The organism is Mycetocola sp. Y444, from assembly GCF_059445295.1.
This window is the reverse complement of sequence record NZ_JCAIUB010000003.1, coordinates 1-24,583: the sequence shown is the minus strand read 5'-3', so window position 1 is coordinate 24,583 and position 24,583 is coordinate 1. Positions and strand designations below refer to the sequence as shown.

Here is a 24,583-nt window from a genome sequence, read left to right as displayed (position 1 = left end):
CGCTGTTAGCGTCGTTGCCATGAACATTCTCCTTGTAGTGGTCGCAATCATCGCCATCATTCTTCTTGTCACCGGTGGCTTCGTGCAGTCCCTCAACTTCCTGCTGTGGGTTGGCGTCGTCCTCCTGGTTCTGGCAATCATCGCCTGGCTGCTCCGTGTAGTCACAGGCAAGAAGAACATCTAACCAAAAGCAATACTCTGTCTGATTCGGCTCGCTGAGCCGAATATAACGACACAGCAAGGCCACGCCACCGCAGCAATGCGGACCCGATCACAGCATTTCGGGGGCGTGGCCTTTCTGCTGTTAACGCCCGCGGGTTAGCCAGCGACGCGTGCCACAGGGCTCGGCGCTAGTCGACCTCGCGGGAGATCAACCGTGACAGGACTATCGCGCTCCGCGTGTGGTCGACGTGCGGGGCGTGGCGGACTCGCTCGAGTGCGGCTTCCAGGCTCGGGATGTCCCGCGAGCGCATGTGAACTATCGCATCGGCGCTCCCGGTGACAGTGCCGGCGTCGATGACTTCGGGGACATCGGCAAGGATTCGAAGGAGGTCATCGGGCGCGACGGTTCCGCGGCAGAAAATCTCGACGTAGGCCTCGGTGTGCAGGCCGTCGACCGCTGGATCGACCTGGATGGTGAAACTGCGGATGACGCCGTCGGCGACGAGCCTGTCGACGCGGCGTTTGACCGCGGAAGCTGAGAGGCCGACCTCGTTTCCGATGTCGCCATACCCGGCGCGCGCGTTCTGTCTGAGCAGATCGATGATGCCGCGATCGAGGTTGTCCATTGCCGCAGTCTACGGCAGGATTTTGCGTCCAGAGCGAAACTCACGCAGCATTCGTGCGCACAACTGTCGACATCATCACGGGACTGCGTGCGACACTGGTTCTACGGCGTGCCGGTCTGATCGCCTCTCGCGAGCTGCCGGCCTCCCTGGACACCGTCCGCCGCTTCTTCGTGACGGAGATCAGCATGACGAACATCGACACCATGGCGGCAGGACAGACCGGGACCCGGGTGCCAACGACCCGCAGCTACCTCATGTGCAGACCCGAGTTCTTCACCGTGTCGTACAAGATCAACCCGTGGATGGAGCCGACGAAGCCCACCGACACCGCCAGGGCGCTCGCCCAGTGGCAGGTGCTCTACGACACGTATCTCGGTCTCGGCCACGACGTACAGCTCATCGATCCGATCGACGGGTTGCCCGACATGGTGTACTCGGCCAACGGCGGGTTCGTGATCGACGACATCGCGTACGGCGCCAGCTTCACTCACCCCGAGCGGATGCCGGAGGGCCCCGCGTACATGGAGTGGTTCCGCAGCAACGGCTTCGACGTCCGGGTCCCGCGGAACGTCAACGAGGGTGAGGGCGACTTCCTCCTGGTCGGCGAGACGATCCTCGCGGGAACCGGATTCCGAAGCGAATCACAGAGCCACAGCGAGGTTGCCGAGATCTTCGGCCGCGAGGTGGTCACGCTCACACTCGTGAACCCGAACTTTTACCACCTCGACACAGCGATCGCCGTTCTCGACCCGGTCGCCGGGAAGACGCCGGCGAACATCGCCTACCTGCCAAGCGCGTTCGACGCCCGCTCACTCGAGATCCTCCGTGACCGTTACCCGGATGCCATCATCGTGAGCGAAGAGGATGCCTCGATCCTGGGACTCAACTCGATCTCCGACGGAAACAACGTCGTGATCGCACAACGTGCTGTCGGGTTCGAACGCCAGCTGCGCGAACGCGGCTACAACCCCATCGGCGTCGACCTGTCCGAGTTGCTGCTCGGCGGCGGCGGAGTGAAGTGCTGCACACTGGAGCTGCGGAGAGCATGAGCATCGTGAACGAAGAGCTGAACGTGATGACGACCGATGCGCGACGCGCCATTGCGAGCGAAGAAGAGTACGTTGCGCATAACTATCACCCGCTCGAGGTGGTGGTGGCATCCGCCGATGGTGCCTGGGTCACCGACGTCGAGGGCAAGCGCTACCTGGACTGCCTCGCCGCGTACTCGGCAGTGAACTTCGGGCATTCGAATCCGACACTGGTCGAGGCAGCACGTGATCAGTTGCGCCGGGTAACACTGACCAGCCGTGCGTTCTACAACGACCAGCTCGGCTCCTTTGCCCAGGCGCTCGCCGAACTCAGCCGCAAAGAGATGGTGCTGCCGATGAACACGGGTGCCGAGGCCGTGGAGTCGGCGATCAAGGTGGCGCGAGCGTGGGGCTACCGCGTCAAGGGTGTCGCCGATGGTCAGGCGAACATCATCGTGATGTCCGGCAATTTCCACGGACGGACAACGACGATCATCAGTTTCTCCGACGACCCTGATGCTCGGGCCGACTTCGGTCCGTACACGCCTGGGTTCCGTACGGTGCCCTATGGCGATGCTGACGCGCTCGCGGCTGCCATCGATGAGAACACTGTCGCGGTGCTCGTCGAACCGATCCAGGGTGAGTCCGGCGTCGTCGTGCCGCCCGCGGACTACCTGCCGGCGGTGCGCACGATCTGCACCGACAACAACGTGCTCTTGATCGCCGATGAAATCCAGTCGGGGCTCGGCCGCACCGGAACCACATTCGCCTCTGACCTCGTCGGGGTCGTGCCTGACCTCTATCTGCTCGGCAAAGCGCTCGGCGGTGGCATCGTGCCTGTGTCAGCTGTCGTCGGCAATCGCGACGTGCTCGGAGTCCTCCAGCCGGGGCAGCACGGGTCGACCTTCGGCGGTAATCCACTCGCGGCGGCGGTCGGCCGCGCGGTAGTACGGATGCTCGCGAGCGGCGAGTACCAAAAACGCGCCAGGGTGCTCGGGGCTCGACTCCACAACAGGCTCAACGGACTTGTCGGCCACGGGGTTCTCGAGGTACGCGGGGCAGGGCTCTGGGCCGGGATCGATATCGACCCAGCACTCGCGACCGGACGTGAGGTGTGTGAACGGCTCATGGAGCGTGGGGTGCTCGCCAAAGACACCCACGGATCGACGATCCGTCTTGCGCCGCCGCTCGTTGTGGAAGAGGCCGACCTCGACTGGGCCGTCGATCAGCTCGAGGCGGTGCTCCAGGAGCTCGGGAGCGTCTAGCGCCTCCCCGCGCGGTGCGAGCGAGGGCGGAGGTTTGCCCGGGAGTTCGCAATGCCCCCGTTCGCGGGGTACCGTCGTAACTATGAGTCAGGTCACAACTCCGGCCTCGGCGCGTGAAGATCGCAGCTTTTTCGGGCAACCACGCTCGCTTGCCAACCTCTTCGGCGTCGAGATGTGGGAACGCTTCTCCTTCTACGGGATGCAGGGCATCCTCCTTATCTACCTGTACTACTCCGCAGCTGACGGTGGTCTTGGCATCCCGCAGGTCACCGCAGCCGGCATCGTCGGAGCATACGGCGGAGGGGTCTACCTCTCCACCATCCTCGGAGCGTGGATCGCTGACCGTCTCCTCGGCAGCGAGCGTGTTCTGTTCTATAGCGCCGTCGTCATCATGGTCGGCCACATCGCTCTCGCGCTTATTCCCGGCATCCCTGGCGTCGCCATCGGTCTCATCCTCGTCGCCGTCGGCTCCGGCGGTCTCAAGGCGAACGCGACCAGTGTCGTCGGCACGCTCTATTCCGAGGAGGACCCGCGTCGTGACGCTGGCTTCTCGCTCTTCTACCTCGGTATCAACCTCGGAGCGTTCTTCGGACCGATCCTGACCGGGCTGCTCCAGCAGAGCCTCGGCTTCCACTTCGGCTTCGGTCTCGCCGCTGTCGGTATGGCCGCCGGGCTCGTCCAGTACTCGTTTGGCCGCAAGCGGCTTCCGGCAATCGCGCGGCAGGTGCCGGATCCGTTGCCGAAATCACGCTGGCTGGCCTACGGGCTCATCGCTGCGGCCGGTGTGGTCCTCATCGTGGTTCTCGTGATGGTCGGCGTCATCACCGCTCAAAATCTCGTGACGATCGTGATTCTGCTCACCGTGGTATCCGCTATCGCCTATTTTGTCGTCATCCTCACGAGCGCGCAGGTAACGGCGACCGAACGCAAGAGGGTTTACGCGTTCATTCCCCTGTTCATCGCCAGTGCGGCCTTCTGGTCGCTCTACCAGCAGCAGTTCACCGTCGTCACGATCTACTCGGACGAGCGGCTCGACCGGAGCCTCTTCGGCTGGGTGATGCCGGTGTCGTGGGTGCAGTCGATCAACCCGATCTTCATCATCATCCTCTCCGGGGTGTTTGCGGCGATCTGGACCAAGTGGGGCACGAAGCAGCCATCGACGCCGCTCAAGTTCGCCGCCGGCACCGCGATTATGGGCATTGCCTTCCTGTTCTTCCTGCCGTTCGCGGGCGGGGCGGCCAACTCGACGCCGTTGCTCGCCATGATCGGTATCCTGCTCGTCTTCACCATCGCCGAGCTGTTGCTGTCGCCCGTCGGACTCTCGGTCGCGACAAAGCTCGCGCCGGAAGCCTTCCGTACGCAGATGGTCGCGTTGTTCTTCCTGTCGGTGGCGCTCGGATCGGCGGTCTCCGGACTGCTCGCCGAGTGGTACCTCACGGTGAATGAGTCGGTCTACTTCGGGCTGCTCGGCGGTATCGCGATAGTGATCGGCGTGATTCTCGCCGTCATCGCCAGGCCGGTACTCCGGCTGATGAGCGGGGTGCGCTAGCCGCCAGCCTCAGCCGGAACTCCGCTGGCTCCCGGCGTCCCGCGGACACTAGGCTGGGGGTCCGCGGCGACCGCCGCGCTCGGGGAGGAATCACGTGGCAAAGACGCTTGTCGTGATTCCGACATTTAACGAGCGCGAGAACCTTGCTGCGATTGTGGCTCGAGTGCTGGCCGCGACCCCCAATGTCGATGTGCTTGTGGTTGACGATAACTCGCCAGACGGCACTGGCGACATTGCAGATCGGCTGGCGGCATCCCACGCGTCGGTCTTCGTCCTGCATCGCCCGGCAAAGAATGGCCTGGGCATGGCGTACGGAGAGGCATTCCGCTGGGCCCTCGTGCGTGGGTACTCGAACATTGTTGAGATGGACGCCGACGGTTCCCACCGGCCGGAAGAGCTGCCGTTACTGCTCGCCGCGGCTGGCGACGGGACCGACGTGGTTGTGGGTTCTCGGTGGGTAAACGGTGGCCGCGTCGAGAACTGGCCGTGGTACCGGTCGGTGTTGTCCCGGGCGGGCAGTGCGTACGCGCGACTCATGCTGGGCTTGCCGCACCGGGATGTGACCGGCGGATACCGGGTATTCACGGCAGGGGCGCTCAGGGAGATCCGCCTCGAAAAAGTTCATAGCCACGGGTACGGGTTCCAGATCGACATGTTGTTCCATTCCCACCGTGCGGGGCTGAGGATCGTGGAGGTTCCGATCACCTTCACCGAGCGGGAGCGCGGAGTGTCGAAGATGTCGGGCGGGATCATCGTTGAGGCGATGCTCCGCGTGACGATCTGGGGAATCACCGCCTTCCCCGGGCGATTGGTGGGTCGGCTGCAGCCCGCGCGAGAGGCCTGATCGGGCTGACGGTTGACTGATGCTTCGGGAGGAAAATCCGGGGGCCGGTCCACGCATGGACGGTGGACCGCCGGTTCTTCCTCCCGAAAGTCGCCTGGTCTACCGCTGGGCAGCCGCCACGGCGTCAGCAGCGGGTGATGCGTGCGGCACCAGTCGGGCCAGCTGGGTCACGTGGCGCGGCTCGAGCTCGTCGAGGCTCGCGACACCGAGCAGCTTCATGGTGCGGGTGATCTCCTCCGAGAGGATCTCGATCGTGCGGTCGACACCCTGGCGCCCGCCGGCCATGAGGCCGTAGAGGTACGCGCGTCCGATGAGCGTGAACTGGGCGCCCAGGGCAACGGATGCCACGATGTCGGCACCGTTCATGATGCCGGTGTCGAGGTGAACCTCGACCTCGTTCCCGACCTCGCGGACGACGGCGGGAAGCAGGTGGAACGGGATCGGCGCACGGTCGAGCTGGCGCCCGCCGTGGTTCGACAGCACGATCGCGTCAGCGCCGAGCTCAACGGCCAGGCGTGCGTCGGCGACCGACTGGATGCCCTTGACGACGAGCTTGCCCTTCCACTGCTCGCGGATGAACTTCACCTCGTCGGGTCCGACCGTCGGGTCGAACATCGTGTCGATGAGGGCGGCGACGGTTCCCGACCAGCGGTCGAGGCTCGCGAAGGCGAGGGGTTCGGTGGTGAGGAAGTTGATCCACCAGGCCGGGCGGGGCAGCGCGTTGATGACGGTCTTCGGGGTGAGAGCCGGCGGGATCGAGAAGCCGTTCTTCACATCGCGGAGGCGCGCGCCGCCGACCGGGGTGTCGACGGTGACCATGAGGGTGTCGTACCCGGCAGCCTGTGCGCGGTCGACGAGCGCGAGCGAGCGGTCGCGGTCGGTCCACATGTAGAGCTGGAACCAGTTGCGTCCGCCCGGTGCTGCCGCGGCGACGTCCTCGATCGACGTCGTTCCCATGGTGGAGAGAGTGAACGGGATGCCTGCGGCCTCGGCCGCCGTCGCTCCCGCGCGCTCGCCCTCGGTCTGCATCATCCGGGTGAAGCCGGTCGGCGCGATACCGAACGGCATCGCGCTCGTCTTGCCGAGCACCTCGCGGGTAGTGTCGACCTGCGATACGTCGCGGAGGACCGACGGGTGGAACTCGATGTCCTGGAACGCCTGACGCGCACGAGTGAGCGAGATCTCGCCCTCGGCCGCGCCGTCGGTGTAGTCGAACGGTGCCTTCGGGGTGACGCGCTTGGCGATGGTGCGCAGGTCGGCGATGCTCGTCGCCGCGGCGAGCCGACGGGTGCGCGCGTTGAACTCAGGCTTCTTGAACTGCATGAGCGGCGCGAGGTCGCGCACCTTCGGGATTCGTCTGTCGACCATGGGGTCTCCTTCTGTCGGGGTGGTGAGTTTGAGATGCCACAAAGGGTTGTCTAGGTGCCCCGCGGCGCGGCATCCGGAACCATTTCTGGCAAACCAGCCGCTCGATGCGCGGGCAAGTCCGTCTCCGCGTAGTAGTTCGTGATGTGCGCGTGCACCGTCGACCGGGCGCTCGCCGCATCACCGGTCTCGATGGCCGCGACGATGTCGCGGTGTTCGGCCTTGAGGCGCGCCGCCGTCGCGGACCACGACGGCAGGGTCGCCGCTCCGGCGCGCACATAGCTCTCGATCGAGCTGCGCAGGCCGGCCATCGTCGCCGCGATCACCTGGTTGCCGGAGGCTTCGGCCAGCGACAGGTGGAACTGGGCGTCGAGTGCGAGAAACTCGGCGGCGGTGAGCGTGCGCGACTCCATGACGTCGAGCAGCGCGACGGATGCCTCGAGGCTCGGCCGCGGATCCGCGCCTGCGAGGTCGGCGGCAACGGCGGTCTCGAGCACGAGTCGCGTTGCCACGATGTCGGTCACGGCGAATCCCGTTGCCGCGACCTGCAGTCGCATGAGTGCCGACATCCCGCCGCCGGGGAGGGCGACGATGATCGCGCCCGAGTTCGGACCGGATCCGGTCGCGGTGCGGATCAGCCCGAGTACCTCGAGTACCCGAAGTGCTTCGCGCACGCTCGAGCGGCCGACGCCGAGGGCAGTGGAGAGGGCGCGTTCGCCGGGGAGACGGTCGCCTGGCCGCAAGCGGCCCTCGAGCAGGTCGCGCTCGATCGCCTCGAGCACCACTTGCCAGGCGCGAGGTTCGTCCGTCACGCTGCTCCCGTCATTGGTGTGGTCTGACCACAGAGCCTACACCTCACGCGCGAGTGCGACGAAAAAGATTCTCGACTTTCCATACCGGCAACTGTAGAGTTGCCGACATGGAAAGAGACGATGCCCTCAGTCCCCTGGCCGCCCAGGAGCAGCTCGATGCGTTGACGGCCGACGGTGCAACGGTCAGCGGGCAAACCACTGCTCCGCTCTGGTATGTGATCGCGCAGTCGCTCTGTATTGCCGGATTCGTCTTCTCGTTCAGCCTCGGCCACTGGCAGTCCATGGGTTTCGTGATCGCCGCGGTGGCGATGGTGCTCCTGGGGGTGCTGCGGCCCGCCATCACCGGTACCCGCGCCGAACCGTGGGTGTATCGGCGGTCGATGACGGTTGGCACGGCCCAACTGGTCTTCGTGGTTGCCCTCGTGGTGCTCGGCCCGTTCCTGGCGACCCTCGCCGATTCCGCCGTGCTGTTCGGTGCCATCGTGGTGGTGGCCTTTGGGGGGAGCCTTGCGCTCGGGATCGCGATGGAGCGCGCGCTCGCTCGCTCCATCGCGGAGGGTGAGTAATGGCGGCAGAAGCACGCTTCGATGAAGCGGTGCATGGCGTCGTGCGACTGCGGGTCTGCGGCATCCTTGCTCGCCTGGGCAGCAGCGAGTTCGCGCTGCTTCGGGACACTCTCGGTGTGAGCGATCCGACGCTGAGCAAACACCTCAAGCACCTTGAGCAGGCGGGGTACCTGAAGCTGGTCAAGGGGCCTGGCCTCGGTGGCCGAACCCGCACGTGGGCAGAACTCACCGACGAGGGCCGGGCCGCGTTCGACGGGCACGTCGCCTTCCTCCGCGAGGTGATCGATACCGACCCGGGCGCGATCGACGGCAGGTCAGGCGTGTCAGTCGCAACCGACGCAGGGCCAGGCGCGAGCGATGCCGGCTCGGGCGCGACCGAAAGCGGAAGCTGACGTGGTTTTTCGGGCACGGCGCAGGGTGGGGTTGCCCGGGCTGGTTGTTTCCGGGCCTCACGGCGACATTCCGGTCCGCTGGTACGAGGCGACGGCATCCGATGGGTTTAGTCCTGTACTGGTCTGGCTTCATGGCGGCGGGTTCTTCACGGGTGGGCTTGAGCAGCCCGAGTCGCACGACGTTGCGCTCGCCCTCGCGGGCAGGGGCATCGCGGTCGTGACCGTCGATTATCGGCTGGTCCCGCTTCCCGGCCTGGCGCAGCTGGGCGCGCTCGCGGGCCGCGCCGCGGTGCGACACCCGGTGCCGAGTGACGACGTTGCCGCCGTCGTGCGGTGGGCGCGCGAGCGCGCTGGCGGCCCGATCTTCCTGGGCGGGGCGAGCGCCGGCGCATGCCTCGCGGCCACGGCCAGCCTGCGCATGACGGACCAGGGCTCGCCGGTGCTCGGCACGGTGCTGGCCTACGGTTTCTTCCACGCCGCTCTCCCCGTCCCACCGGCGGAACTGCGCTCCCGTCTGACCGGCCACCGCAGACTGACGCACGCGCCCTTTCTCCTCGACGCCGTCAACCGGAACTACGCCGGCTCAGCCACGGTGCTGTCGGAGCGACTCGCATTCCCCGGCGGGCATGACCTCGGCGGCTTTCCACCAACGCTGATGATCGACGCCGACAGGGACGTCATGCGTTCCTCCGCCGAGCGGTTCGCCGCTGAGCTTCGTGATGCGGGCACGGATGTCACGCGCCGTGTTCTCCCCGAGACCCACCACGCGTTCCTCAACCGTCCGGTGCTCCCGGAGTTCGCGACGGCGATCGACCTCATCGCCGAGTGGTCCGCGCGTCACGCGGATGACGGCCGGCGTTCGCGCCGGGAGGAGGAAGAAGAGGCCGGATAAGGATGATGCTAGGAGCGAAGCACCACGTTCTCGGGTTCTTCGCCCCGCAGCATCCGTTCGATCTGGCGTCGGGCGAGCTTCGCCATCCGCGGCATCATGGCCGTCGATGCGCCACCGACATGGGGGCTGATCAGCACGTTCTCGAGGGCGAAGAGCGGGTGCCCGTCGGGCAGCGGTTCCGGATCGGTCACGTCGAGCGCGAACCGCAGGCGGCCCGATTCAGCGTGGCGAAGGATGGCATCCGTGTCGGCCACGGCCCCGCGCGCGATGTTCACCAGCAACGCCCCATCGGGCATGGCCGAGAGGAAGTTCTCGTCGACGAGGCCGGTCGTCTCCTCGGTGAGCGGAACCCCGACAATGACGATGTCGGCGGTGGGCAGCAGCTCGGGCAACTCGTCAATGCCGTGGATCTCGCCGCGCTCATCGCTCCGCGCGTGGGTCGCAACCCGAACGACGTTGACCTCGAAGGGGAGCAGGCGGTCCTCGATCGCCTTGCCGACTCCGCCGTAGCCGAGCAGCAGAACTGTCCGGTCCGCGACGCTCGCGTGCCTGGCGGGCGCCCACTTTCCCTTCTCCGCCGCGCGGACGAAGTCCGGGATGCCGCGCTGCGCCGCGAGTACGAGCGCCAGGGTGAGCTCGGCGGTCGAGGTCTCGTGCACCGAAGAAGCATTGGCGAACACATTCCCCGGTGGCAATACCTCGTCCATACCGTCGTATCCGATCGACTGGCTCTGCACCAGTTTTGTCGTCACGCCCTGAAGCGCCTCCAGCGTTTCCGGCGATCCCATGTAGGGCAGGATAACCATGTCGAAGGAGGACTCCGGCGCCGGGCTGGACATGTCCCACTCGACAAACTCGACGCCATCGATGTCGCCGATGGCCTTACGCAGGGTCTTGCCTGGGACACTTACGAGCAACGGTTCAGTCATGACCTGAGCCTACCGAAGGCGGTCGTGCGCACCGCGGCATCCGGAGGGAGGTAGACAGCGCGCGGTAGATTCGACTAATGGATTCACCGCTTCTCGTCGCACTCCTTCTCGCCAACGTCGTGTTCAACCTCATCGTCTGGCCGCCGCTCTACCGGCGCGTAGTGAAGGACCCGAGGGCCCGGGATGCCGCCGGCAAGGCAACGAAGTTCCTCACCGTGCACATCGTGCTGTTCGTTGTCGCCGGAGTGCTGACCCTCGCCAGCGCGATCGTCGCGATCGCGGCCCTCGTCGGCTAGCTCGCGCCACTCGTCGAGCGCGCCACTTCCATGCCCGCGCTGCAGAAGTATCTGCAGCGCGGGCATGGAAGTGCAGCGGTGGGCGGGGTGCGGCTTCGGCGCTGGGACTGCGAGCCTGAGCCCGCGTCAGCGCCGGGCGCGCGGCTCGAACCGAACGGGCTCGAACGACGCCGCCACTCGCGCTCGCAGCGACTCGAGGTCGCCCTCAATGAGTCCGACCGCACGCGCCTGGACGAGCACGTTCCCGAGAGCCGTCGCTTCGACGGGCCCGGCGAGCACGGGAAGCCCGGCCCGATCCGCTGTCAGCTGGCACAGCAACGTGTTGAGCGAGCCGCCGCCGACGATGTGGATCACCGAAACGTGCGTGCCCGCGAGACGCGACGCCGTCGACACGGCGCGAGCGAAGGCATCCGCGAGGCTCTCGAGGATCGACCGGGTGAACTCAGCCTGTGACTGCGGGACCGGCTGACCGGTCTCGCGCAGCAGCTCGGCGATGCGCGCGGGCATATCACCCGGCGGCATCAGCCGTGCGTCGTTCGCGTCGAATACCGGCACGGGTCCGGACACCGCGGCGGCCTGGCCGAGCAGGGTCGGCAGGTCGATGGGCGCTCCGGACTCCCGCTCCCAGGTGCGCACCGACTCGCTCAGCAGCCACAGCCCCATGACGTTGTGCAGGAACCGCACCCGCCCGTCGACTCCACCCTCGTTCGTGAAGTTGGCCTCCCGGCTCGACTCGGTGAGCACCGGTGAGTCGAGTTCGAGACCGACGAGACCCCAGGTGCCGCACGAAATATAGGCGGCATCGCCCGTCGTCATCGGAACACCCACAACAGCGGATGCCGTGTCGTGCGATCCGACAGCGGTCACGGGCACGCTCGGTGAGAGCCCGGTCCGCTCGGCGATCTGCGGCAGGAGCGTACCGATGCGGTCGCCGGGGAAAACGAGTGGGGCGAACAGCCGGCGCGGCAGGCCGAGCCGGCTCATCAGTGCCTCGTTCCACTCGCCGTCGACGGTGAGGAGCCCGGTCGTCGACGCGTTGGTGGACTCCGAGACGCGGGCGCCGGTGAGCCAGTGCGCGAGCAGGTCGGGGATCAGCAGCGCGGTGTCGGCGTCGTTGAGCCGATCGCCATCGGCGGCGAACTGGTAGAGCGTGTTGAACGCGAGGAACTGCAGGCCGTTCTCGGCGTACAACTCGCTGAACGGAACCTTCGCGTGCACCGCTTCGACGCCACGCTCGGTGCGACCGTCGCGGTAGTGGAACGGCTCGGCGAGCAGGTGCCCGCCCGAGAGCAGGCCGTAGTCGACGGCCCATGAGTCGATGCCGATCGACGCCAGATTCGGGGCACGCGTCGCGGCCTCGGTCAGTCCGGCAAGCACCGACTCGTAGAGGCCCGTGATGTTCCAGTGCAGCCCGCCGTCGATCTCGACCGGGCCGTTCGCAAAGCGTGCCACGGGCTCGAGCCGCAGCTCGTTCGGCCCGACGTGGCCGAGCATGACCCGGCCACTCGTCGCGCCGAGGTCGACGGCCGCGACCGTGCCGACGGCGCCAGCCGGGACCGTGCCAGCCGCGCCGGTGTCGCTCACGCGACCACCTCGGTTGCCGTGCCGCCGAACGCATCAGTTCCGGTCGAGAACATCAGTTGCGCGCGATGTTCTCGACCGGAAGTGATGTTCTCGCCGAGGGAGAGCCCGCTCATCGCAGGAATGCGGCGGCAACACCGGCGTCGACCGGAATGTGCAGCCCAGTGGTGTGCGACAGGTCGATCGTGCAGAGCACGAACACGGCGTTGGCGACGTTCTCCGGCACGACCTCGCGCTTGAGGATGGTGCGCTGGGCGTAGAACTTGCCGAGGTCCTCCTCTTCGATGCCGTAGGTCTTGGCACGGTTGGCACCCCAGCCCGACGCGAAGATTCCCGAACCGCGCACGACGCCGTCGGGGTTGATGCCGTTCACCTTCACGCCGTACTCACCGAGTTCGGCCGCGAGCAGTCGCACCTGGTGCGCCTGGTCGGCCTTGGTCGCCGAGTATGCGATGTTGTTCGGTCCGGCGAAGACCGAGTTCTTCGACGAGATGTAGATGATGTCTCCACCGAGCTTCTGGTCGATGAGCACGCGGGCAGCGGCCTTCGACACGAGGAACGATCCCTTGGCCATGACGTTGTGCTGCAGGTCCCAGTCCGCTTCGGTGGTCTCGAGCAGCGACTTCGACAGCGACAGCCCGGCATTGTTCACGACGAGGTCGAGCCCACCGAACGCGAGAACGGCTGCATCGATCGCGGACTGGACCGCCTGCTCGTTCGAGACATCCGCCGCGATGCCGATCGCGACATCCGTGTTTCCGATTTCTGCGGCAGCGGCCTGTGCCTTCTCGAGCGACAGGTCGGCGATCACGACGCAGGCACCCTCGGCGGCGAGGCGGGTGGCGATGGCCTTGCCGATTCCGGATGCCGCGCCCGTCACGAGAGCGATGCGGGTCGCGAGCGGCTTGGGCTTCGGCATGCGCTGGAGCTTGGCCTCCTCGAGCGCCCAGTACTCGATGCGGAACTTCTCGGTTTCGTCGATCGGCGCGTAGGTCGAGAGACCCTCTGCCCCGCGCATCACGTTGATAGCGTTGATATAGAACTCGCTCGCGACGCGCGCGGTCTGCTTGTTCGCACCGTAGCTGAACATGCCGACGCCTGGAACGAGAATGATGAGCGGGTCGGCGCCGCGGATCGCGGGGGAGTCGGCCGTCGCGTTGCGGTCGTAGTAGGCCTGGTAGTCCGCGCGGTACTCCTCGTGGAGGACCTGCAGGCGCTCGATCGTCTCTTCCACCGATGCGGATGCCGGCAGGTCGACGACAAGCGGCTTCACCTTGGTGCGGAGGAAGTGGTCAGGGCAGCTCGTTCCGAGCGCGGCGAGGCGCGGGTGCTCGGAGCTGGCGAGGAAGTCGAGGACGACAGCGTGGTCCGTGAAGTGGCCGACCTGCGGCTTGTCTGTTGACGCGAGTCCGCGGAGCGTGGGGGCAAGGGCTGCAGCCTTGGCACGACGCTCGGCGAGGGGGAGGGCTTCGTAGCCGTCGAGCTCGGGGCCGAATGGCTCGGGACGCGAGTGGGTCGCGATGTACTCAGCGGCGGTGTTGATGATCCAGAGTGAGTTCTTCTCGGACTCGTCGCTGGTGTCTCCCCACGCGGTGATGCCGTGTCCGCCCAGGATGCAGCCGATGGCATCCGGGTTCTTCGCCTTGATCTCGGCGATGTCGAGGCCGAGCTGGAAGCCGGGACGGCGCCAGGGAACCCAGACCACCTTGTCTCCGAAGATGGTCTTCGTGAGCTCTTCGCCGTCTGCGGCGGTCGCGATCGCGATGCCCGAGTCGGGGTGCAGGTGGTCGACGTGAGCAGCGTCGACGAGTCCGTGCATGGCGGTATCGATCGACGGGGCAGCGCCGCCCTTACCGTGGAGCGTGTAGTCGAAGGCCGCGACCATTTCGTCTTCGCGCTCGACGCCGGGGTAGACGTGAGTGAGCGCCCGCATGCGGTCGAGGCGGAGCACGGCGAGGCCCGACTCGGTGAGGGTGCCGAGGTCGCCGCCGGATCCCTTGACCCAAAGCAGCTCGACGTCGTCGCCGGTGACGGGGTCGGTGTCGACGCCCTTGGCCGACGTGTTGCCGCCGGCGTAATTCGTGTTTTTCGGGTCGGCACCCAACCGGTTGCTCCGGGCGATCAGTGCCGCTGCGGTCTCGTTCGTCATGCGCGTCTCCCGTTGTTCGTTCATGTTAACTCTTACAGAAAGTAACACCGGCCGTCGCGTCGGTCAAGGAGGCGCCCCCGGTCAGGCGAGTTCGACGAGGTTCCTGTACGGATCGAGCCTGGCGTCGGCGGGATCGAGTTCGGTGACCATGAGGCTCACCCGCTCCCAGTCCAGGGCGCGGGCGAGGGCACGCTGGCCGAGTTTGGTGGAGTCCACGAGGAGGACTGTTTCGTCCGCCGCCGCGACGAACGCGAGCTTGACCTGCGCCTCCGCGAGGGTGACCTCACTCGTTCCGCGCTCGGGGTCGACCGCGCCCGCCGAGGTAAAGAAGTGCGAGTAGTGCAGCGAACCGGCCGCCTGGCACGCCAGCAGGCCCACGAAGCTGTCGGTGCGTTCCTCGGCCTCACCGCCGATGAGCAGCGGCATCCCCCCGAGGCGCCGCGCACTCTGGAAATTCTCGTACGAGTTCGTGGCAACGGTGAGGTCAGCGCCCGATCCCTCCATGCGCGCGAGTACGGTTCCCGCGGTGGACGACGCATCGAATGCGACAGCACCGGTCGCGGGCATCAATGCAAGCGCCTTGTCGGCGATGACGCGCTTCGCCTCGGCGCCCGTCGACATCCGGTCAACAAAGGAGCGCGGTTTGAGGGAGGGCACCGCGCCGCCGCGGACCCGGCGAAGGCGGCCCTCGGTCTCGAGGTCGGCGAGGTCGCGTCGCACGGTCATCGCCGAGACGCCGAGGCTTTCCGCTGCCTCGTCGAGACGGATGATTCCGTCGGCGGTGAGGATGCCGAGCAGGCGCTCCCGGCGGGACTCCGCGTCGACGGTCGATGTTGTTGCCATGTTCCCGCTCCTCGGTCTGGACTGAAATGCTACAGCCAGGCGTTATCGCGGGGCGCGCTCCCCCTACGAGGGCAGAACCCCAACGCAAGCGTTCCGCAACGTTTTGATTTCGTTTCTTGACGTGAACTGACGATCGGCCTATCTTTCGAGACAAAGCTGAGAGTTCGTCACTGTTGCCGAACGGAGGAGCGATGAGTCGATACGACTTCGTGCGTGAAGAGGCGATTCTCGATGACCTCCTCACCAAGGGACGCGTCACGGTCAACGATCTCGCGACGCGGCTCGGAGTCTCAGCGGTCACCGTGCGCAAAGATCTCGACCTGCTTCAACAGCGATCGCTCCTCCGTCGCGTCCGCGGGGGTGCCGTCGCAACGGTCCCACGTGAGGAAGACGCTTTCGAGAGCCGACTGCGTGCTGATGCCGCGGCCAAGCGCGCCATCGCGCGGGCGGCCGCGGCGCTGGTGCAGGATGGCGATGTCATCGCGATCGACTCGTCGTCGACGACGTATTACCTCGCAACCGAACTGACCGGCCGCACCGGCCTGGTCGTCGTGACCAACGGCATCCGCCTTGCCAGTCTCCTGATGGAGCGTACGGATGCCACGGTCATCCTCCCAGGGGGAGTGGTGCGCCGCGCATCGCGATCGGTCGTCGGCGCGTTCTCGGATGTGCTCGAGGGGCGCGGTCGGGTGAAGACCGGGTTCTTTGGAGCATCGAGCGTGTCGCGGAGCCTGGGCCTGCTCGAGCTGTCGACGGAGGAGTGCGAGGCGAAGCGGGGGCTCGCGCGCTCGTGCGATTCGGTGGTCGGCCTGTTCACCGCGGCGAAGGCCTCGGGCTTCGGCCTGCACGCGTTTGCGGACCCGGACCACATCACGGCGCTGTACACCGACGATGCGGTGGGTCCGGAGTTCCGGGAGGCGTGGCAGGGATCCGGGGTGGACGTCACCGTGGTCGCGGTGCCGGCGCCTGGCCCCGCACGCGAAATTCCCGAGGAGGTACCGGCGTGACCGGCATTTCACACGAACCAGGAGAAACACCTCGCGGCGGCAGTGTCGCGACCGTCTGGGCGATGTCGCCCGGTTCAGAGAAGAAAGAGGCACAACTGTGTTGATGAGAAGGAAGACACTGGCGGTCGGCGCGCTCGCGTTGACCGCGGCGCTCGCCATGACCGCATGCACGAGTCGTGGCGACGCGGGTGGTGGCGACGCGGGCGGAGGCGGCGGCGGCGACGAGCAGGTCACCGTTGCATTCGTGCCGAAGCTGCAGGGCATTCCCTACTTCGAAGCGATGAACGCCGGTGGCGAGGCGGCCGCGGAGGAGCTCGGCATCGAATGGCTCTATCAGGGACCGACAACAGCGGATGCCGCGGCGCAGGCAGACATCGTTCGCTCGTTCATCCAGCAGGGCGTCGACGCACTCATCGTCGCGCCGAACGATCCTGACTCCATGGCACCGTTGCTGCAGGAAGCCGCTGATGCCGGCATCCAGGTAGCGACGAGCGACACCGACGCCCCGAGCTCGGTGCGCGAGGTGTTCGTGAACCAGGCGTCGGTCGAGGGTATCGGCGAGGGCCTCACCGATGCGCTGCTCGACGCCATGGGCGGATCGGGCAAGTACGCCATCGTGTCGTGCGGGGAGACGGCGGCGAACCTGAACGCGTGGATCGAGGTGCAGGAGGAGTACACCGCCGAAGAGTACCCTGACGCCGAAATCGTGGACATCGTCTACGCCGGTGAGGACCAGGCTATGGCGACCTCGATGGCAACCGACCTCATGAATGCTCACCCGGATCTCACCGGGCTGGTCGGCGAATGCACGTCGAGCGCGCCCGGCGTTGCCCAGGCGGTGTCGGATGCCGGCAAGGTCGGCCAGGTGTTCACGGTCGGCCTCGGAACCCCCCAGTCGATGAAACCGTACCTGGAAGACGGTTCATCGAGTGCGTCGATCCTCTGGGACGTCGAGGCACTCGGTTACCTCACCGCGTGGACCGGGTTGCAGCTCGCCGAAGGTAACGAACTCGAGGCGACGAACAACGTGAGCGACGACCTGCCAGAGGTGGAGTACGACTCCGAGTCGAAGGTTCTTCTGCTCGGGCCTCCCCTCACCATCACGACGGAGAACGTCGACGAGTTCGACTACTGACAGCAAGAAGCGGTGGTCGGGACGGCGCGACGAGAGTCGCCCGTCCCGACCGGGAGGGATCTCATGCCCGGCAATATCGATACCCCGGCGGCCGTGCTTCCGCGCCTCGCCCTCTCGGGCGTCTCAAAGAGCTACGGCGGCGTTCGGGCCATCAGGAACGCCGACATCGCGGTGGCACCCGGCACGGTGCACGCCCTCGTCGGCGAGAACGGCGCAGGCAAGTCGACGCTCATCAAGATCGTGGCGGGAGCGGAACGCGCCGATGCCGGTCGACTCGAATTCGATGGTCGTCCCGTCACGATTTCATCAACGACGGATGCCATCGGGCTCGGTGTGCAGACGGTCTACCAGGAGCCGCAGCTCTTTCCGGAACTCAGCGTTGCCGAGAACGTCTTTGTGGGGCGCGAGCTCACGAAGGGGATTCGTGTCGACTGGGCCGGGCAGGCCGACCAGATGGGTCAGCTTCTCGACACAGTGGGACTCAGCGTCGGCATCGCGACCCAGCCCGTCGGCAGTCTGTCCATCGCTCAGCAGCAGCAGGTGTCGATAGCGAAGGCGCTCGCCGGAGACGCGAGGGTGCTCATCCTCGACGAGCCGTCAGCGATCCTCACCGACGCTGAGATCGACGTGCTGTTCGGCGTGATCCGCAGGCTGACCGCGACGGGGGTCGCCGTCATCTACATCTCCCATCGCCTCGACGAACTGTTTCGCATCGCCGATGTGGTGACCATCATGCGCGACGGTGAGACGATCACAACCCGGCCGATCGCCGACCTCACGGTCCGGCAAATTGCGGAACTCATGGTCGGAGGGGTTCTCGCCGAGCCGCGTGGCGATGGTGAGGCGACTCGCGGCGCCGTCGTGCTCGAACTCGACGCACTGAGCCTCGCGAATGCGTTCGAGAACGTCAGCTTCAGTGTCCGGTCGGGTGAGGTCCTCGGCCTGTACGGCCTCATTGGTTCAGGTGCCGGCGAGATCGCCAGCACGATCTACGGAATGCAGCGACCAACAGCGGGGCGGATGCTGGTGAAGGGTGAGCCGGTCGTGATCAGTCGTCCGTCCTCAGCGAGGAAGCGTGGCATCCATCTGCTCCCCGCCGATCGCTCTGCTCAGGGGGCGTTCGCTTTTCAGAGCATCGCCTTCAACATCACGATCGGAGAGCTTCACCTGCTGTCGCGGGTGCGGGGGTGGGTCGAGCGACGTGTCGAACGTGACATCGCGCGGGACTTCATCACCAGGCTCGCGGTGAAGACACCGAGCGAGCGTCAGCCGATCAGCGCCATGTCGGGTGGAAACGCACAGAAGGTGGTTCTCGCGCGACAACTCGTCAGCCGACCGGAGCTCCTCGTACTCGTCGAGCCGACCCAGGGCGTCGACGTCGGTGCCAAGGAAGAAATCCACCGCATCATCGACGACCTGGCCAGCGAGGGGACCGCGGTACTCGTGGTGACGAGCGACCTGGGTGAGGTCCTGCGGATCTCCGATCGCATTCTGGTGATCCGCAGCGGCGAGATCGCCCGGGAGTTCAGCCCGGATGCCACCCAGGTCGAGATCCTGGCGGCTGCGGCCGGCGAAGCGGGCAGGGAGGAGACGTCATGACGGCGCTCGCCGCCGGACCAGCGGAGAAGGCGATGGTCCGTCGCATCCTGCCGCCACCGGTCACCGGGCAGGAGCTCGTTCTCGTTGGCGTGATCGCCGTGCTCTGGGCGTTGCTCGGGGTGTTCACTCCGTCGTTCCTGAGCGCGTCGTCGATCCAGCCGCTGTTCGTGTCGGTTGCGCCGATCGCCCTGATCGGTGTCGGGATGACGTTCATCATCATCACCGCCGGCATCGATGTGTCGGTGGGAGGGGCAATTGCGCTCTGCGCCGTCGTCACCGCAAAGCTGCTCGTCGACGTGAACGTTCCGCTCGTCGTCGCTGTGCTCGTGAGCATGGTCCTCGGCACGGTACTCGGTCTTATCAACGGCACCCTGATTGCGTACGGCCGGGTGCACGCCATCATCATCACCTTCGGAACCGCGAACATTTTCCAGTTCTTCGCGCTGCGGACCTTCGGGTCATCGACGGTCAACAACATCCCGTCCACCCTCGACGTCTTCGGGCGGGGCGAGTCCGGGCGGACGCTCGGGGTGCCGCACAGCTTCGCGATCACGATTCTCATCGTGCTTGTGGCGTGGTGGTATTTGAGGAACACAGCAGGGGGCAGGCACTTCTTCGCGATCGGTGGAAATGCGAACGCGGCTCGCCTCGCCGGGGTGAAGGTGCAGCCGCGCGTCGTGCTCGCGTACGCGATCACCGGTGCCCTGGTCGGCCTCGGAGCCTGCTTCTTCATCGCAGCGGGCACGTCGACGCTCGACCAGGGCGTCGGCACCGGTCGTGAGCTCGCGGTCATCGCCGCTGTCGTGATCGGGGGAACCTCGATTCTCGGTGGCCGCGGCTCGGTGATCGGCACGCTGCTCGGCGCGATTCTTGTGCAGACGGTCAACTCGGGTGTGACCCAGCTGGGCTGGCCGTCACAGCTCGCGAACCTGTTCGTCGGGGTCTTCATCATCGTCGCCGTCGGCACGGACCTGCTGCGCGAGCGGGCACGGAGGAGGAAAGCATGAGTGTCACGACCGAGGCTCCGGTCACCAGGCCCGATGAATCCAAACGAAGCATTGGTGCGCGTGCGCTCGAAGCGCTCCTCACTCAGCGCATTGTCCTGCTCGCTGTCCTCATCGTTGTCGTACTCGTCGTGATGACCGTTCTCGACGGTGTCGGCCTGCTGAGCGGGTCATACAACTCGGACTACCTTGCCGCATCGCTCATCAACGCCGTTCCCCTCGCCATGCTCGGTCTCGCGCAGCTCGGGGTCATCCTCTCCGGACGCGGGGGCATCGACCTGTCCGTCGGTTCGATGGTTTCGGTGACGGGTATCGCGTTCGGGATGTCATACGGTCTCTGGGGCTGGAACCTCATCGTCGCGATGGTGTTCGCCGTCGTGCTCGGTGGCATCCTCGGTGGCATCAATGGGGCCCTGGTGTCGTATATCGGTTTTCCGCCTTTGATCGCCACGCTTGCGACGTTCTATGCCTACCGTTCGATCGCGCTCGTGTGGAGTGGCCAGAAGCCGGTGAACTCGACCGAAATCCAGACCTTCTATTCCGCAGCGAAGGCTGTCGAGCTGCCGATCATCGGGGTATATGTGCCGTTGATTCCGCTGGGGATCTTCACCTTCCTCATTCCGGTCGTCATCGTGGTCTGGGTGCTGCTCAACAAGACGACCTTTGGGCGCCGGGTGTACGCCCTCGGCACCAACGACACGGCGGCATCGTGGGCTGGCATCAACGTCCGCCCGAACCGCTTCGCCGTGTATGTGCTCTCGGGGGTGATCTCCGGACTCGTCGGGATCGTCACCGTCGCGCAGTTTGCGTCGGCGCGTCCGGATGCCGGTACCAGCGGCAACGGTATGGCGCTGCCTGCGATCACGATCGCCGTCCTCGGCGGGGTCGCGATCACCGGCGGCATCGGACGGGTTTCCGGAGTCGTTCTCGCAACGGTCCTCATCGTGTGGCTTAACGCCGGAATCCTGCTCGCGTTCCCGGGGAACGACGGTGTGCAGGTGCAACTGCTCGCGCTCGGTCTCGTGCTCGTGTTTGCTTCTCTCCTCAACGGGCTCACCAGGCGCAGGTACGGGGGCATCTGACTCTGGCGGTGGTTCGAGCAGGTTGATATCCATGACGGCACGCCAACCGCGTGCGTAACCGGACGAAAGGGTTTCTTATGGCCGAGGTTCTGCTGTTCCATCACGCGCAAGGCCTGACCCAGGGCATCCAGGAGTTTGCCGAACTGCTTCGGCAGGCCGGTAACGAGGTTCACCTCCCCGATTTGTTCGACGGGCGGACCTTTGAAACCCTCGAGGAGGGCGTGAACCATGCCCGCGAGATCGGCTTCACTCAGATTCTGCGACGGGGGAGCGCGGCGGCCGCTGACCTGCCGAGCGACCTCGTCTACGCGGGTTTCTCCCTCGGGGTGATGCCGGCCCAGCTTCTCGCCCAGTCGCGACCCGGTGGGCGCGGTGCACTGTTCTTCTCCGCTTGTCTGCCCGTCACCGAGTTCGGCGATTTCTGGCCGGCTGCGCTCCCCGTGCAGATCCACGCGACGGAGGGGGATCCCGAGTTCGTGGACTCCGGCGACATTGACGCGGCACGCACGCTCATCGAGCAGGCAGACGACGGTGAACTCTTTATCTATCCGGGCGACGCGCACCTGTTCGCGGACTCCAGCCTTCCGTCCTATGAACCCGATTCCGCGGAGCTTCTCAGCGGGCGCGTACTTCAGTTTCTCGATCGGGTCGGGTAGTGAGGCCCCGTACCTGGGCCCGTCGCGAACAGGCGCCGGACGCTTACGCCCCCCAGCCCGCCTGCTGGCCACCGACACGCTCGGCGGCGATCTGCTCCTGGTAACCGGATGCCGCGTATGCCGCCATCGGGTCGGCCGGAAGACCGCGGGACTCGCGCCACGCGGCCAGGTCGCCACGAACATCCGTATAGAAGGCGTCCATGAGGATGCCATTCGCGCCGAGTACGTCGCCCGCGTTCTGGGCGGCACGCAAGGCGTCGCGGTCGACGAGCAGCGCCCGCGCGGTCATCTCCTGAACGTTGAGGACGCTGCGGATCTGGCCGGGGATCTTGTCCTCGACGTTGTGGCACTGGTCGAGCATGAACGCGACGGGTGAGTCGTCGTCGAGCCCGCCACCCCGGACGACCTCGTAGAGGATCCGGAACAGCTGGAACGGGTCGGCCGCACCGACGATGAGGTCGTCGTCTGCGTAGAAGCGCGAGTTGAAGTCGAACGAGCCGAGTTTGCCGAGGCGAAGCAGCTGGGCGACGATGAACTCGATGTTGGTGCCTGGGGCGTGGTGACCGGTGTCGAGGCAGACCAGGGCCTTGTCGCCGAGGGCGCTGACCTGGGCGTAGCTGGTTCCCCAGTCGGGAACATCGGTGTGGTAGAAAGCCGGCTCGAAGAACTTGTACTCGAGCACGAGACGCTGGTCATCGCCGAGGCGGTCGTAGATTTTCTGCAGCGATTCGGCGAGCCGGTCCTGACGACCGCGAATGTCACCCTGGCCCGGGTAGTTGGTGCCGTCGGCGAGCCAGATTTTGAGGTCCTGAGAGCCCGTCTCGGCCATGATGTCGATGCATTCGAAGTGGTGGTCGATGGCTTTTTGGCGGACAGCGGGGTCGGTGTGGGTGAGCGAGCCGAACTTGTAGATGTCGTCCTGGAAGGTGTTCGAGTTCACGGTGCCAAGCGACACGTTAAGGTTGGCCGCGTAGTCACGAAGCGCCGCGTAGTCGTCGACCTTGTCCCAGGGGATGTGGAGCGCCACCGTGGGAGCGAGTCCGGTGAGCTCGTTCACCTTCGCGGCGTCCGAGAGCTTCTCCTGGATCGTGCGCGGGGTCCCGGGGGTGCCGAAGACCTTAAACCGGGTGCCGGAGTTGCCGAACGCCCACGAGGGGAGTTCGATGGCCTGTTTTTCCAGCGTGGCAAGTGCCGTGGAGTCGATCGTCATTGTTCTTCATCCTTACTGAGGCCCATCCGCGGTTAGCGGACGCCTGAATCGTTTCAAGCCCTGAGCGTCAAACTACCAGAGGGAGCGGTTGCCCGTATAGCCCGTTACGCCTCCCGGGACTGAATTGTTTCAACTCGACCACGTTGTATGACGACACAGAGGGTCTCAAAGAAGCGGTTTGCCGCTACCGTGGCAGCATTGCTGAATATGGAGGATTTGTCATGGGAATGAGCGTTCGCGACGTCGCGACCCGTGCTGGAGTGTCGGTCGGGACTGTCTCCAACGTTCTCAATCGGCCGGACAAGGTATCGCCCCAGGCTGTCGAGCGGGTACGAAAAGCCATCGATGAGCTGGGTTTCGTGCGCAACGACGCGGCACGGCAGCTACGGGCAGGTCGCAGCCTGAGCATCGGATTGATCGTGCTCGATGTCTCGAACCCGTTCTTTACCGATGTTGCCCGAGGCGCCGAAGACCGTGCGGCCGAAGACGGGCTCACGGTTCTCCTCGGCAATAGCGACGAAAACGTCGAGCGTGAAGCGGCATACCTCGACCTCTTCGAGAAGCAGCGTGTCCACGGCGTCCTCATCTCACCGGTCGGCGACAGTGTGGACAGGCTCGACAGCCTGCACACCAGGGGCATCCCGGCTGTTCTGGTCGACAGGCCGACCGCCGACGAACGGTTCTCTTCGGTTGCCGTCGACGACGTCGCTGGCGGGTATCTCGCCGTGCGGCACCTCATTGATACCGGACGACGCCGGATCGCCGTCGTCGGTGGTCCCGCTCACCTGCGCCAGGTCGCCGATCGGCTCGCCGGCGCACGCAACGCTGCAGCAGAGACGGAAGGGATCACTCTCGAGTACATCGAAACTGACGCCCTCACTGTCCTCCAGGGCAGGAGAGTCGGTGAAGCTATACGGGAGCGGTCGGTCGCTGAGCGCCCGGACGGCCTGTTTGCCGCAAACGATCTCGTGGCGATGGGCCTCCTTCAGGCGCTCAGCATGCTCGGCACGCTGTCGGTACCGGACGACATAGCGATCGTCGGCTACGACGACATCGACTTCGCTGTCGCAGCGGTGGTGCCCCTCACGTCAGTGAGGCAACCGAGCGCCCTCATCGGGTCGACCGCCGTCGACCTTCTCCTGAGGGAGGCGGAGGCGCCGGATGATTTCACGCGCGAGCACATCGTGTTCCAGCCCGAATTGATCGTGCGGGAATCGACGATGCCGGGCACATCCGCGGGGCGAACCCCTCAGTAGTTTCGTGATGGTTGCACGAGCACCGGAGGCGACACGCCCGGCGTGCACGTGCAATTTGCCGGAGTGACGAAAGCCAACGTAGAGTAACTACTCGTCACCCCAAAGGTGCGGCTGAGCTTAGCTCGCCGGCCTCATGCGGGACCACCTCCCACTCTCAGAATCTTCCGAATTTCGGATGCTATTTTGATAGTGGGATTCCTGGCTCCTCTCTCGAGCTTTTGGCCTTCCGAATCACTTCGGATGCTGTCAGAACTGCTGAGAAAAGGTGCTAGGGTAGAGAAGTTGCCCTGCGGAGCAGCCCGGAAGGGTGAAAAGCGGGAGCATCCGATCCTTGA

General features: G+C 65.8%; 24 protein-coding genes. 16 read left to right on the top strand and 8 right to left on the bottom strand.

The window, feature by feature from the left end; genetic code table 11:
* Positions 1-19 precede the first annotated feature (19 nt).
* Positions 20-184 carry a hypothetical protein gene (locus AC1C2M_RS11565; RefSeq protein ID WP_162924865.1) on the top strand — a complete coding sequence of 55 codons (165 nt, stop codon included), beginning with the start codon at positions 20-22 and terminating at the stop codon, positions 182-184.
* Between the two features lie 166 nt (positions 185-350).
* On the opposite strand, the gene AC1C2M_RS11560 is transcribed toward AC1C2M_RS11565, so the two are convergent.
* Positions 351-788 carry an Lrp/AsnC family transcriptional regulator gene (locus AC1C2M_RS11560; protein WP_483406677.1) on the bottom strand — a complete coding sequence of 146 codons (438 nt, stop codon included), beginning with the start codon at positions 786-788 and terminating at the stop codon, positions 351-353.
* 185 nt (positions 789-973) lie between these two features.
* On the opposite strand from AC1C2M_RS11560, the gene ddaH reads away from it, so the two are divergent.
* From ddaH to AC1C2M_RS11540, 4 genes are all read left to right on the top strand, one after another.
* Entirely contained in the window at positions 974-1,837 is an 864-nt protein-coding gene (gene ddaH / locus AC1C2M_RS11555; protein ID WP_495437550.1) for a dimethylargininase, read from the top strand.
* A complete protein-coding gene (gene rocD / locus AC1C2M_RS11550) occupies positions 1,834-3,081 on the top strand; it encodes an ornithine--oxo-acid transaminase (RefSeq protein WP_495436562.1) in 1,248 nt (415 codons plus the stop codon). Before ddaH ends, rocD begins: the two co-directional genes overlap by 4 nt.
* An 82-nt stretch (positions 3,082-3,163) precedes the next feature.
* Complete coding sequence (locus AC1C2M_RS11545; protein ID WP_495436560.1) at positions 3,164-4,630, top strand: peptide MFS transporter; 1,467 nt, start codon at positions 3,164-3,166, stop codon at positions 4,628-4,630.
* A gap of 94 nt (positions 4,631-4,724) precedes the next feature.
* The gene (locus AC1C2M_RS11540) at positions 4,725-5,474 is read left to right on the top strand and encodes a polyprenol monophosphomannose synthase (RefSeq protein WP_495436558.1); all 750 of its coding nucleotides are present in this window, start codon (positions 4,725-4,727) and stop codon (positions 5,472-5,474) included.
* A 99-nt stretch (positions 5,475-5,573) separates the two neighbouring features.
* On the opposite strand, the gene AC1C2M_RS11535 is transcribed toward AC1C2M_RS11540, so the two are convergent.
* Together AC1C2M_RS11535 and AC1C2M_RS11530 are read right to left on the bottom strand one after the other, a co-directional pair.
* Positions 5,574-6,842, bottom strand: coding sequence for an alpha-hydroxy acid oxidase (locus tag AC1C2M_RS11535; protein WP_495436556.1), 1,269 nt, complete (start codon positions 6,840-6,842; stop codon positions 5,574-5,576).
* A 50-nt stretch (positions 6,843-6,892) separates the two neighbouring features.
* Positions 6,893-7,651 (bottom strand): FadR/GntR family transcriptional regulator, encoded by a 759-nt coding sequence (locus tag AC1C2M_RS11530; protein WP_495436554.1) that lies wholly within the window; start codon positions 7,649-7,651, stop codon positions 6,893-6,895.
* 107 nt (positions 7,652-7,758) lie between these two features.
* Between AC1C2M_RS11530 and AC1C2M_RS11525 the strand changes: the two genes are divergently transcribed.
* From AC1C2M_RS11525 to AC1C2M_RS11515, 3 genes are read left to right on the top strand one after another with little or no spacing between them, the layout of a single operon-like run.
* Positions 7,759-8,217, top strand: coding sequence for a hypothetical protein (locus AC1C2M_RS11525; RefSeq protein WP_495436552.1), 459 nt, complete (start codon positions 7,759-7,761; stop codon positions 8,215-8,217).
* Positions 8,217-8,609: a transcriptional regulator gene (locus tag AC1C2M_RS11520; RefSeq protein ID WP_495436550.1), complete on the top strand. Its 393-nt coding sequence runs from the start codon at positions 8,217-8,219 to the stop codon at positions 8,607-8,609. Before AC1C2M_RS11525 ends, AC1C2M_RS11520 begins: the two co-directional genes overlap by 1 nt.
* Position 8,610: 1 nt before the next feature.
* The gene (locus tag AC1C2M_RS11515) at positions 8,611-9,501 is read left to right on the top strand and encodes an alpha/beta hydrolase (RefSeq protein WP_495436549.1); all 891 of its coding nucleotides are present in this window, start codon (positions 8,611-8,613) and stop codon (positions 9,499-9,501) included.
* 8 nt (positions 9,502-9,509) lie between these two features.
* On the opposite strand, the gene AC1C2M_RS11510 is transcribed toward AC1C2M_RS11515, so the two are convergent.
* Positions 9,510-10,430: a 2-hydroxyacid dehydrogenase gene (locus AC1C2M_RS11510; RefSeq protein ID WP_495436547.1), complete on the bottom strand. Its 921-nt coding sequence runs from the start codon at positions 10,428-10,430 to the stop codon at positions 9,510-9,512.
* A 77-nt stretch (positions 10,431-10,507) separates the two neighbouring features.
* On the opposite strand from AC1C2M_RS11510, the gene AC1C2M_RS11505 reads away from it, so the two are divergent.
* Complete coding sequence (locus tag AC1C2M_RS11505) at positions 10,508-10,726, top strand: SCO4848 family membrane protein (RefSeq protein WP_483406687.1); 219 nt, start codon at positions 10,508-10,510, stop codon at positions 10,724-10,726.
* Positions 10,727-10,852: 126 nt separating this feature from the next.
* Here the strand turns inward: AC1C2M_RS11505 and AC1C2M_RS11500 are convergent, their stop codons facing one another.
* The 3 genes from AC1C2M_RS11500 to AC1C2M_RS11490 form a co-directional block, all read right to left on the bottom strand.
* A complete protein-coding gene (locus tag AC1C2M_RS11500; RefSeq protein WP_495436545.1) occupies positions 10,853-12,310 on the bottom strand; it encodes a rhamnulokinase in 1,458 nt (485 codons plus the stop codon).
* Between the two features lie 109 nt (positions 12,311-12,419).
* Entirely contained in the window at positions 12,420-14,456 is a 2,037-nt protein-coding gene (locus AC1C2M_RS11495; RefSeq protein WP_495436543.1) for a bifunctional aldolase/short-chain dehydrogenase, read from the bottom strand.
* An 81-nt stretch (positions 14,457-14,537) separates the two neighbouring features.
* A complete protein-coding gene (locus AC1C2M_RS11490; protein WP_483406690.1) occupies positions 14,538-15,299 on the bottom strand; it encodes a DeoR/GlpR family DNA-binding transcription regulator in 762 nt (253 codons plus the stop codon).
* Positions 15,300-15,490: 191 nt separating this feature from the next.
* Between AC1C2M_RS11490 and AC1C2M_RS11485 the strand changes: the two genes are divergently transcribed.
* The 6 genes from AC1C2M_RS11485 to AC1C2M_RS11460 all read left to right on the top strand — a co-directional run bounded on the left by AC1C2M_RS11485 (position 15,491) and on the right by AC1C2M_RS11460 (position 21,782).
* Entirely contained in the window at positions 15,491-16,306 is an 816-nt protein-coding gene (locus AC1C2M_RS11485; RefSeq protein ID WP_495436540.1) for a DeoR/GlpR family DNA-binding transcription regulator, read from the top strand.
* A 103-nt stretch (positions 16,307-16,409) separates the two neighbouring features.
* A complete protein-coding gene (locus AC1C2M_RS11480) occupies positions 16,410-17,441 on the top strand; it encodes an autoinducer 2 ABC transporter substrate-binding protein (RefSeq protein WP_495436538.1) in 1,032 nt (343 codons plus the stop codon).
* Between the two features lie 63 nt (positions 17,442-17,504).
* Positions 17,505-19,040, top strand: coding sequence for a sugar ABC transporter ATP-binding protein (locus tag AC1C2M_RS11475; protein ID WP_495436536.1), 1,536 nt, complete (start codon positions 17,505-17,507; stop codon positions 19,038-19,040).
* Positions 19,037-20,047, top strand: coding sequence for an ABC transporter permease (locus AC1C2M_RS11470; RefSeq protein ID WP_495436534.1), 1,011 nt, complete (start codon positions 19,037-19,039; stop codon positions 20,045-20,047). The genes AC1C2M_RS11475 and AC1C2M_RS11470 overlap by 4 nt, the downstream gene beginning before the upstream one ends.
* Positions 20,044-21,126, top strand: coding sequence for an ABC transporter permease (locus AC1C2M_RS11465; protein ID WP_495436532.1), 1,083 nt, complete (start codon positions 20,044-20,046; stop codon positions 21,124-21,126). Before AC1C2M_RS11470 ends, AC1C2M_RS11465 begins: the two co-directional genes overlap by 4 nt.
* Positions 21,127-21,203: 77 nt before the next feature.
* Positions 21,204-21,782: a dienelactone hydrolase family protein gene (locus AC1C2M_RS11460; RefSeq protein ID WP_495436530.1), complete on the top strand. Its 579-nt coding sequence runs from the start codon at positions 21,204-21,206 to the stop codon at positions 21,780-21,782.
* A 43-nt stretch (positions 21,783-21,825) separates the two neighbouring features.
* On the opposite strand, the gene rhaI is transcribed toward AC1C2M_RS11460, so the two are convergent.
* On the bottom strand, positions 21,826-22,992 hold the full coding sequence (gene rhaI / locus AC1C2M_RS11455; RefSeq protein WP_495436528.1) for an L-rhamnose isomerase: 1,167 nt from the start codon (positions 22,990-22,992) through the stop codon (positions 21,826-21,828).
* Between the two features lie 221 nt (positions 22,993-23,213).
* On the opposite strand from rhaI, the gene AC1C2M_RS11450 reads away from it, so the two are divergent.
* A complete protein-coding gene (locus tag AC1C2M_RS11450; RefSeq protein ID WP_495436526.1) occupies positions 23,214-24,248 on the top strand; it encodes a LacI family DNA-binding transcriptional regulator in 1,035 nt (344 codons plus the stop codon).
* The last annotated feature ends 335 nt before the right edge of the window (positions 24,249-24,583 follow it).

Coding starts and splice junctions, on each gene's coding strand:
- AC1C2M_RS11565 (WP_162924865.1), top strand. CDS start 20: ATGAACATTCTCCTTGTAGTGGTCGCAATCATCGCCATCATTCTTCTT.
- AC1C2M_RS11560 (WP_483406677.1), bottom strand. CDS start 788: ATGGACAACCTCGATCGCGGCATCATCGATCTGCTCAGACAGAACGCG.
- ddaH (WP_495437550.1), top strand. CDS start 974: ATGACGAACATCGACACCATGGCGGCAGGACAGACCGGGACCCGGGTG.
- rocD (WP_495436562.1), top strand. CDS start 1,834: ATGAGCATCGTGAACGAAGAGCTGAACGTGATGACGACCGATGCGCGA.
- AC1C2M_RS11545 (WP_495436560.1), top strand. CDS start 3,164: ATGAGTCAGGTCACAACTCCGGCCTCGGCGCGTGAAGATCGCAGCTTT.
- AC1C2M_RS11535 (WP_495436556.1), bottom strand. CDS start 6,842: ATGGTCGACAGACGAATCCCGAAGGTGCGCGACCTCGCGCCGCTCATG.
- AC1C2M_RS11525 (WP_495436552.1), top strand. CDS start 7,759: ATGGAAAGAGACGATGCCCTCAGTCCCCTGGCCGCCCAGGAGCAGCTC.
- AC1C2M_RS11520 (WP_495436550.1), top strand. CDS start 8,217: ATGGCGGCAGAAGCACGCTTCGATGAAGCGGTGCATGGCGTCGTGCGA.
- AC1C2M_RS11510 (WP_495436547.1), bottom strand. CDS start 10,430: ATGACTGAACCGTTGCTCGTAAGTGTCCCAGGCAAGACCCTGCGTAAG.
- AC1C2M_RS11505 (WP_483406687.1), top strand. CDS start 10,508: ATGGATTCACCGCTTCTCGTCGCACTCCTTCTCGCCAACGTCGTGTTC.
- AC1C2M_RS11495 (WP_495436543.1), bottom strand. CDS start 14,456: ATGACGAACGAGACCGCAGCGGCACTGATCGCCCGGAGCAACCGGTTG.
- AC1C2M_RS11490 (WP_483406690.1), bottom strand. CDS start 15,299: ATGGCAACAACATCGACCGTCGACGCGGAGTCCCGCCGGGAGCGCCTG.
- AC1C2M_RS11485 (WP_495436540.1), top strand. CDS start 15,491: ATGAGTCGATACGACTTCGTGCGTGAAGAGGCGATTCTCGATGACCTC.
- AC1C2M_RS11480 (WP_495436538.1), top strand. CDS start 16,410: ATGAGAAGGAAGACACTGGCGGTCGGCGCGCTCGCGTTGACCGCGGCG.
- AC1C2M_RS11475 (WP_495436536.1), top strand. CDS start 17,505: ATGCCCGGCAATATCGATACCCCGGCGGCCGTGCTTCCGCGCCTCGCC.
- AC1C2M_RS11470 (WP_495436534.1), top strand. CDS start 19,037: ATGACGGCGCTCGCCGCCGGACCAGCGGAGAAGGCGATGGTCCGTCGC.
- AC1C2M_RS11465 (WP_495436532.1), top strand. CDS start 20,044: ATGAGTGTCACGACCGAGGCTCCGGTCACCAGGCCCGATGAATCCAAA.
- AC1C2M_RS11460 (WP_495436530.1), top strand. CDS start 21,204: ATGGCCGAGGTTCTGCTGTTCCATCACGCGCAAGGCCTGACCCAGGGC.
- rhaI (WP_495436528.1), bottom strand. CDS start 22,992: ATGACGATCGACTCCACGGCACTTGCCACGCTGGAAAAACAGGCCATC.
- AC1C2M_RS11450 (WP_495436526.1), top strand. CDS start 23,214: ATGGGAATGAGCGTTCGCGACGTCGCGACCCGTGCTGGAGTGTCGGTC.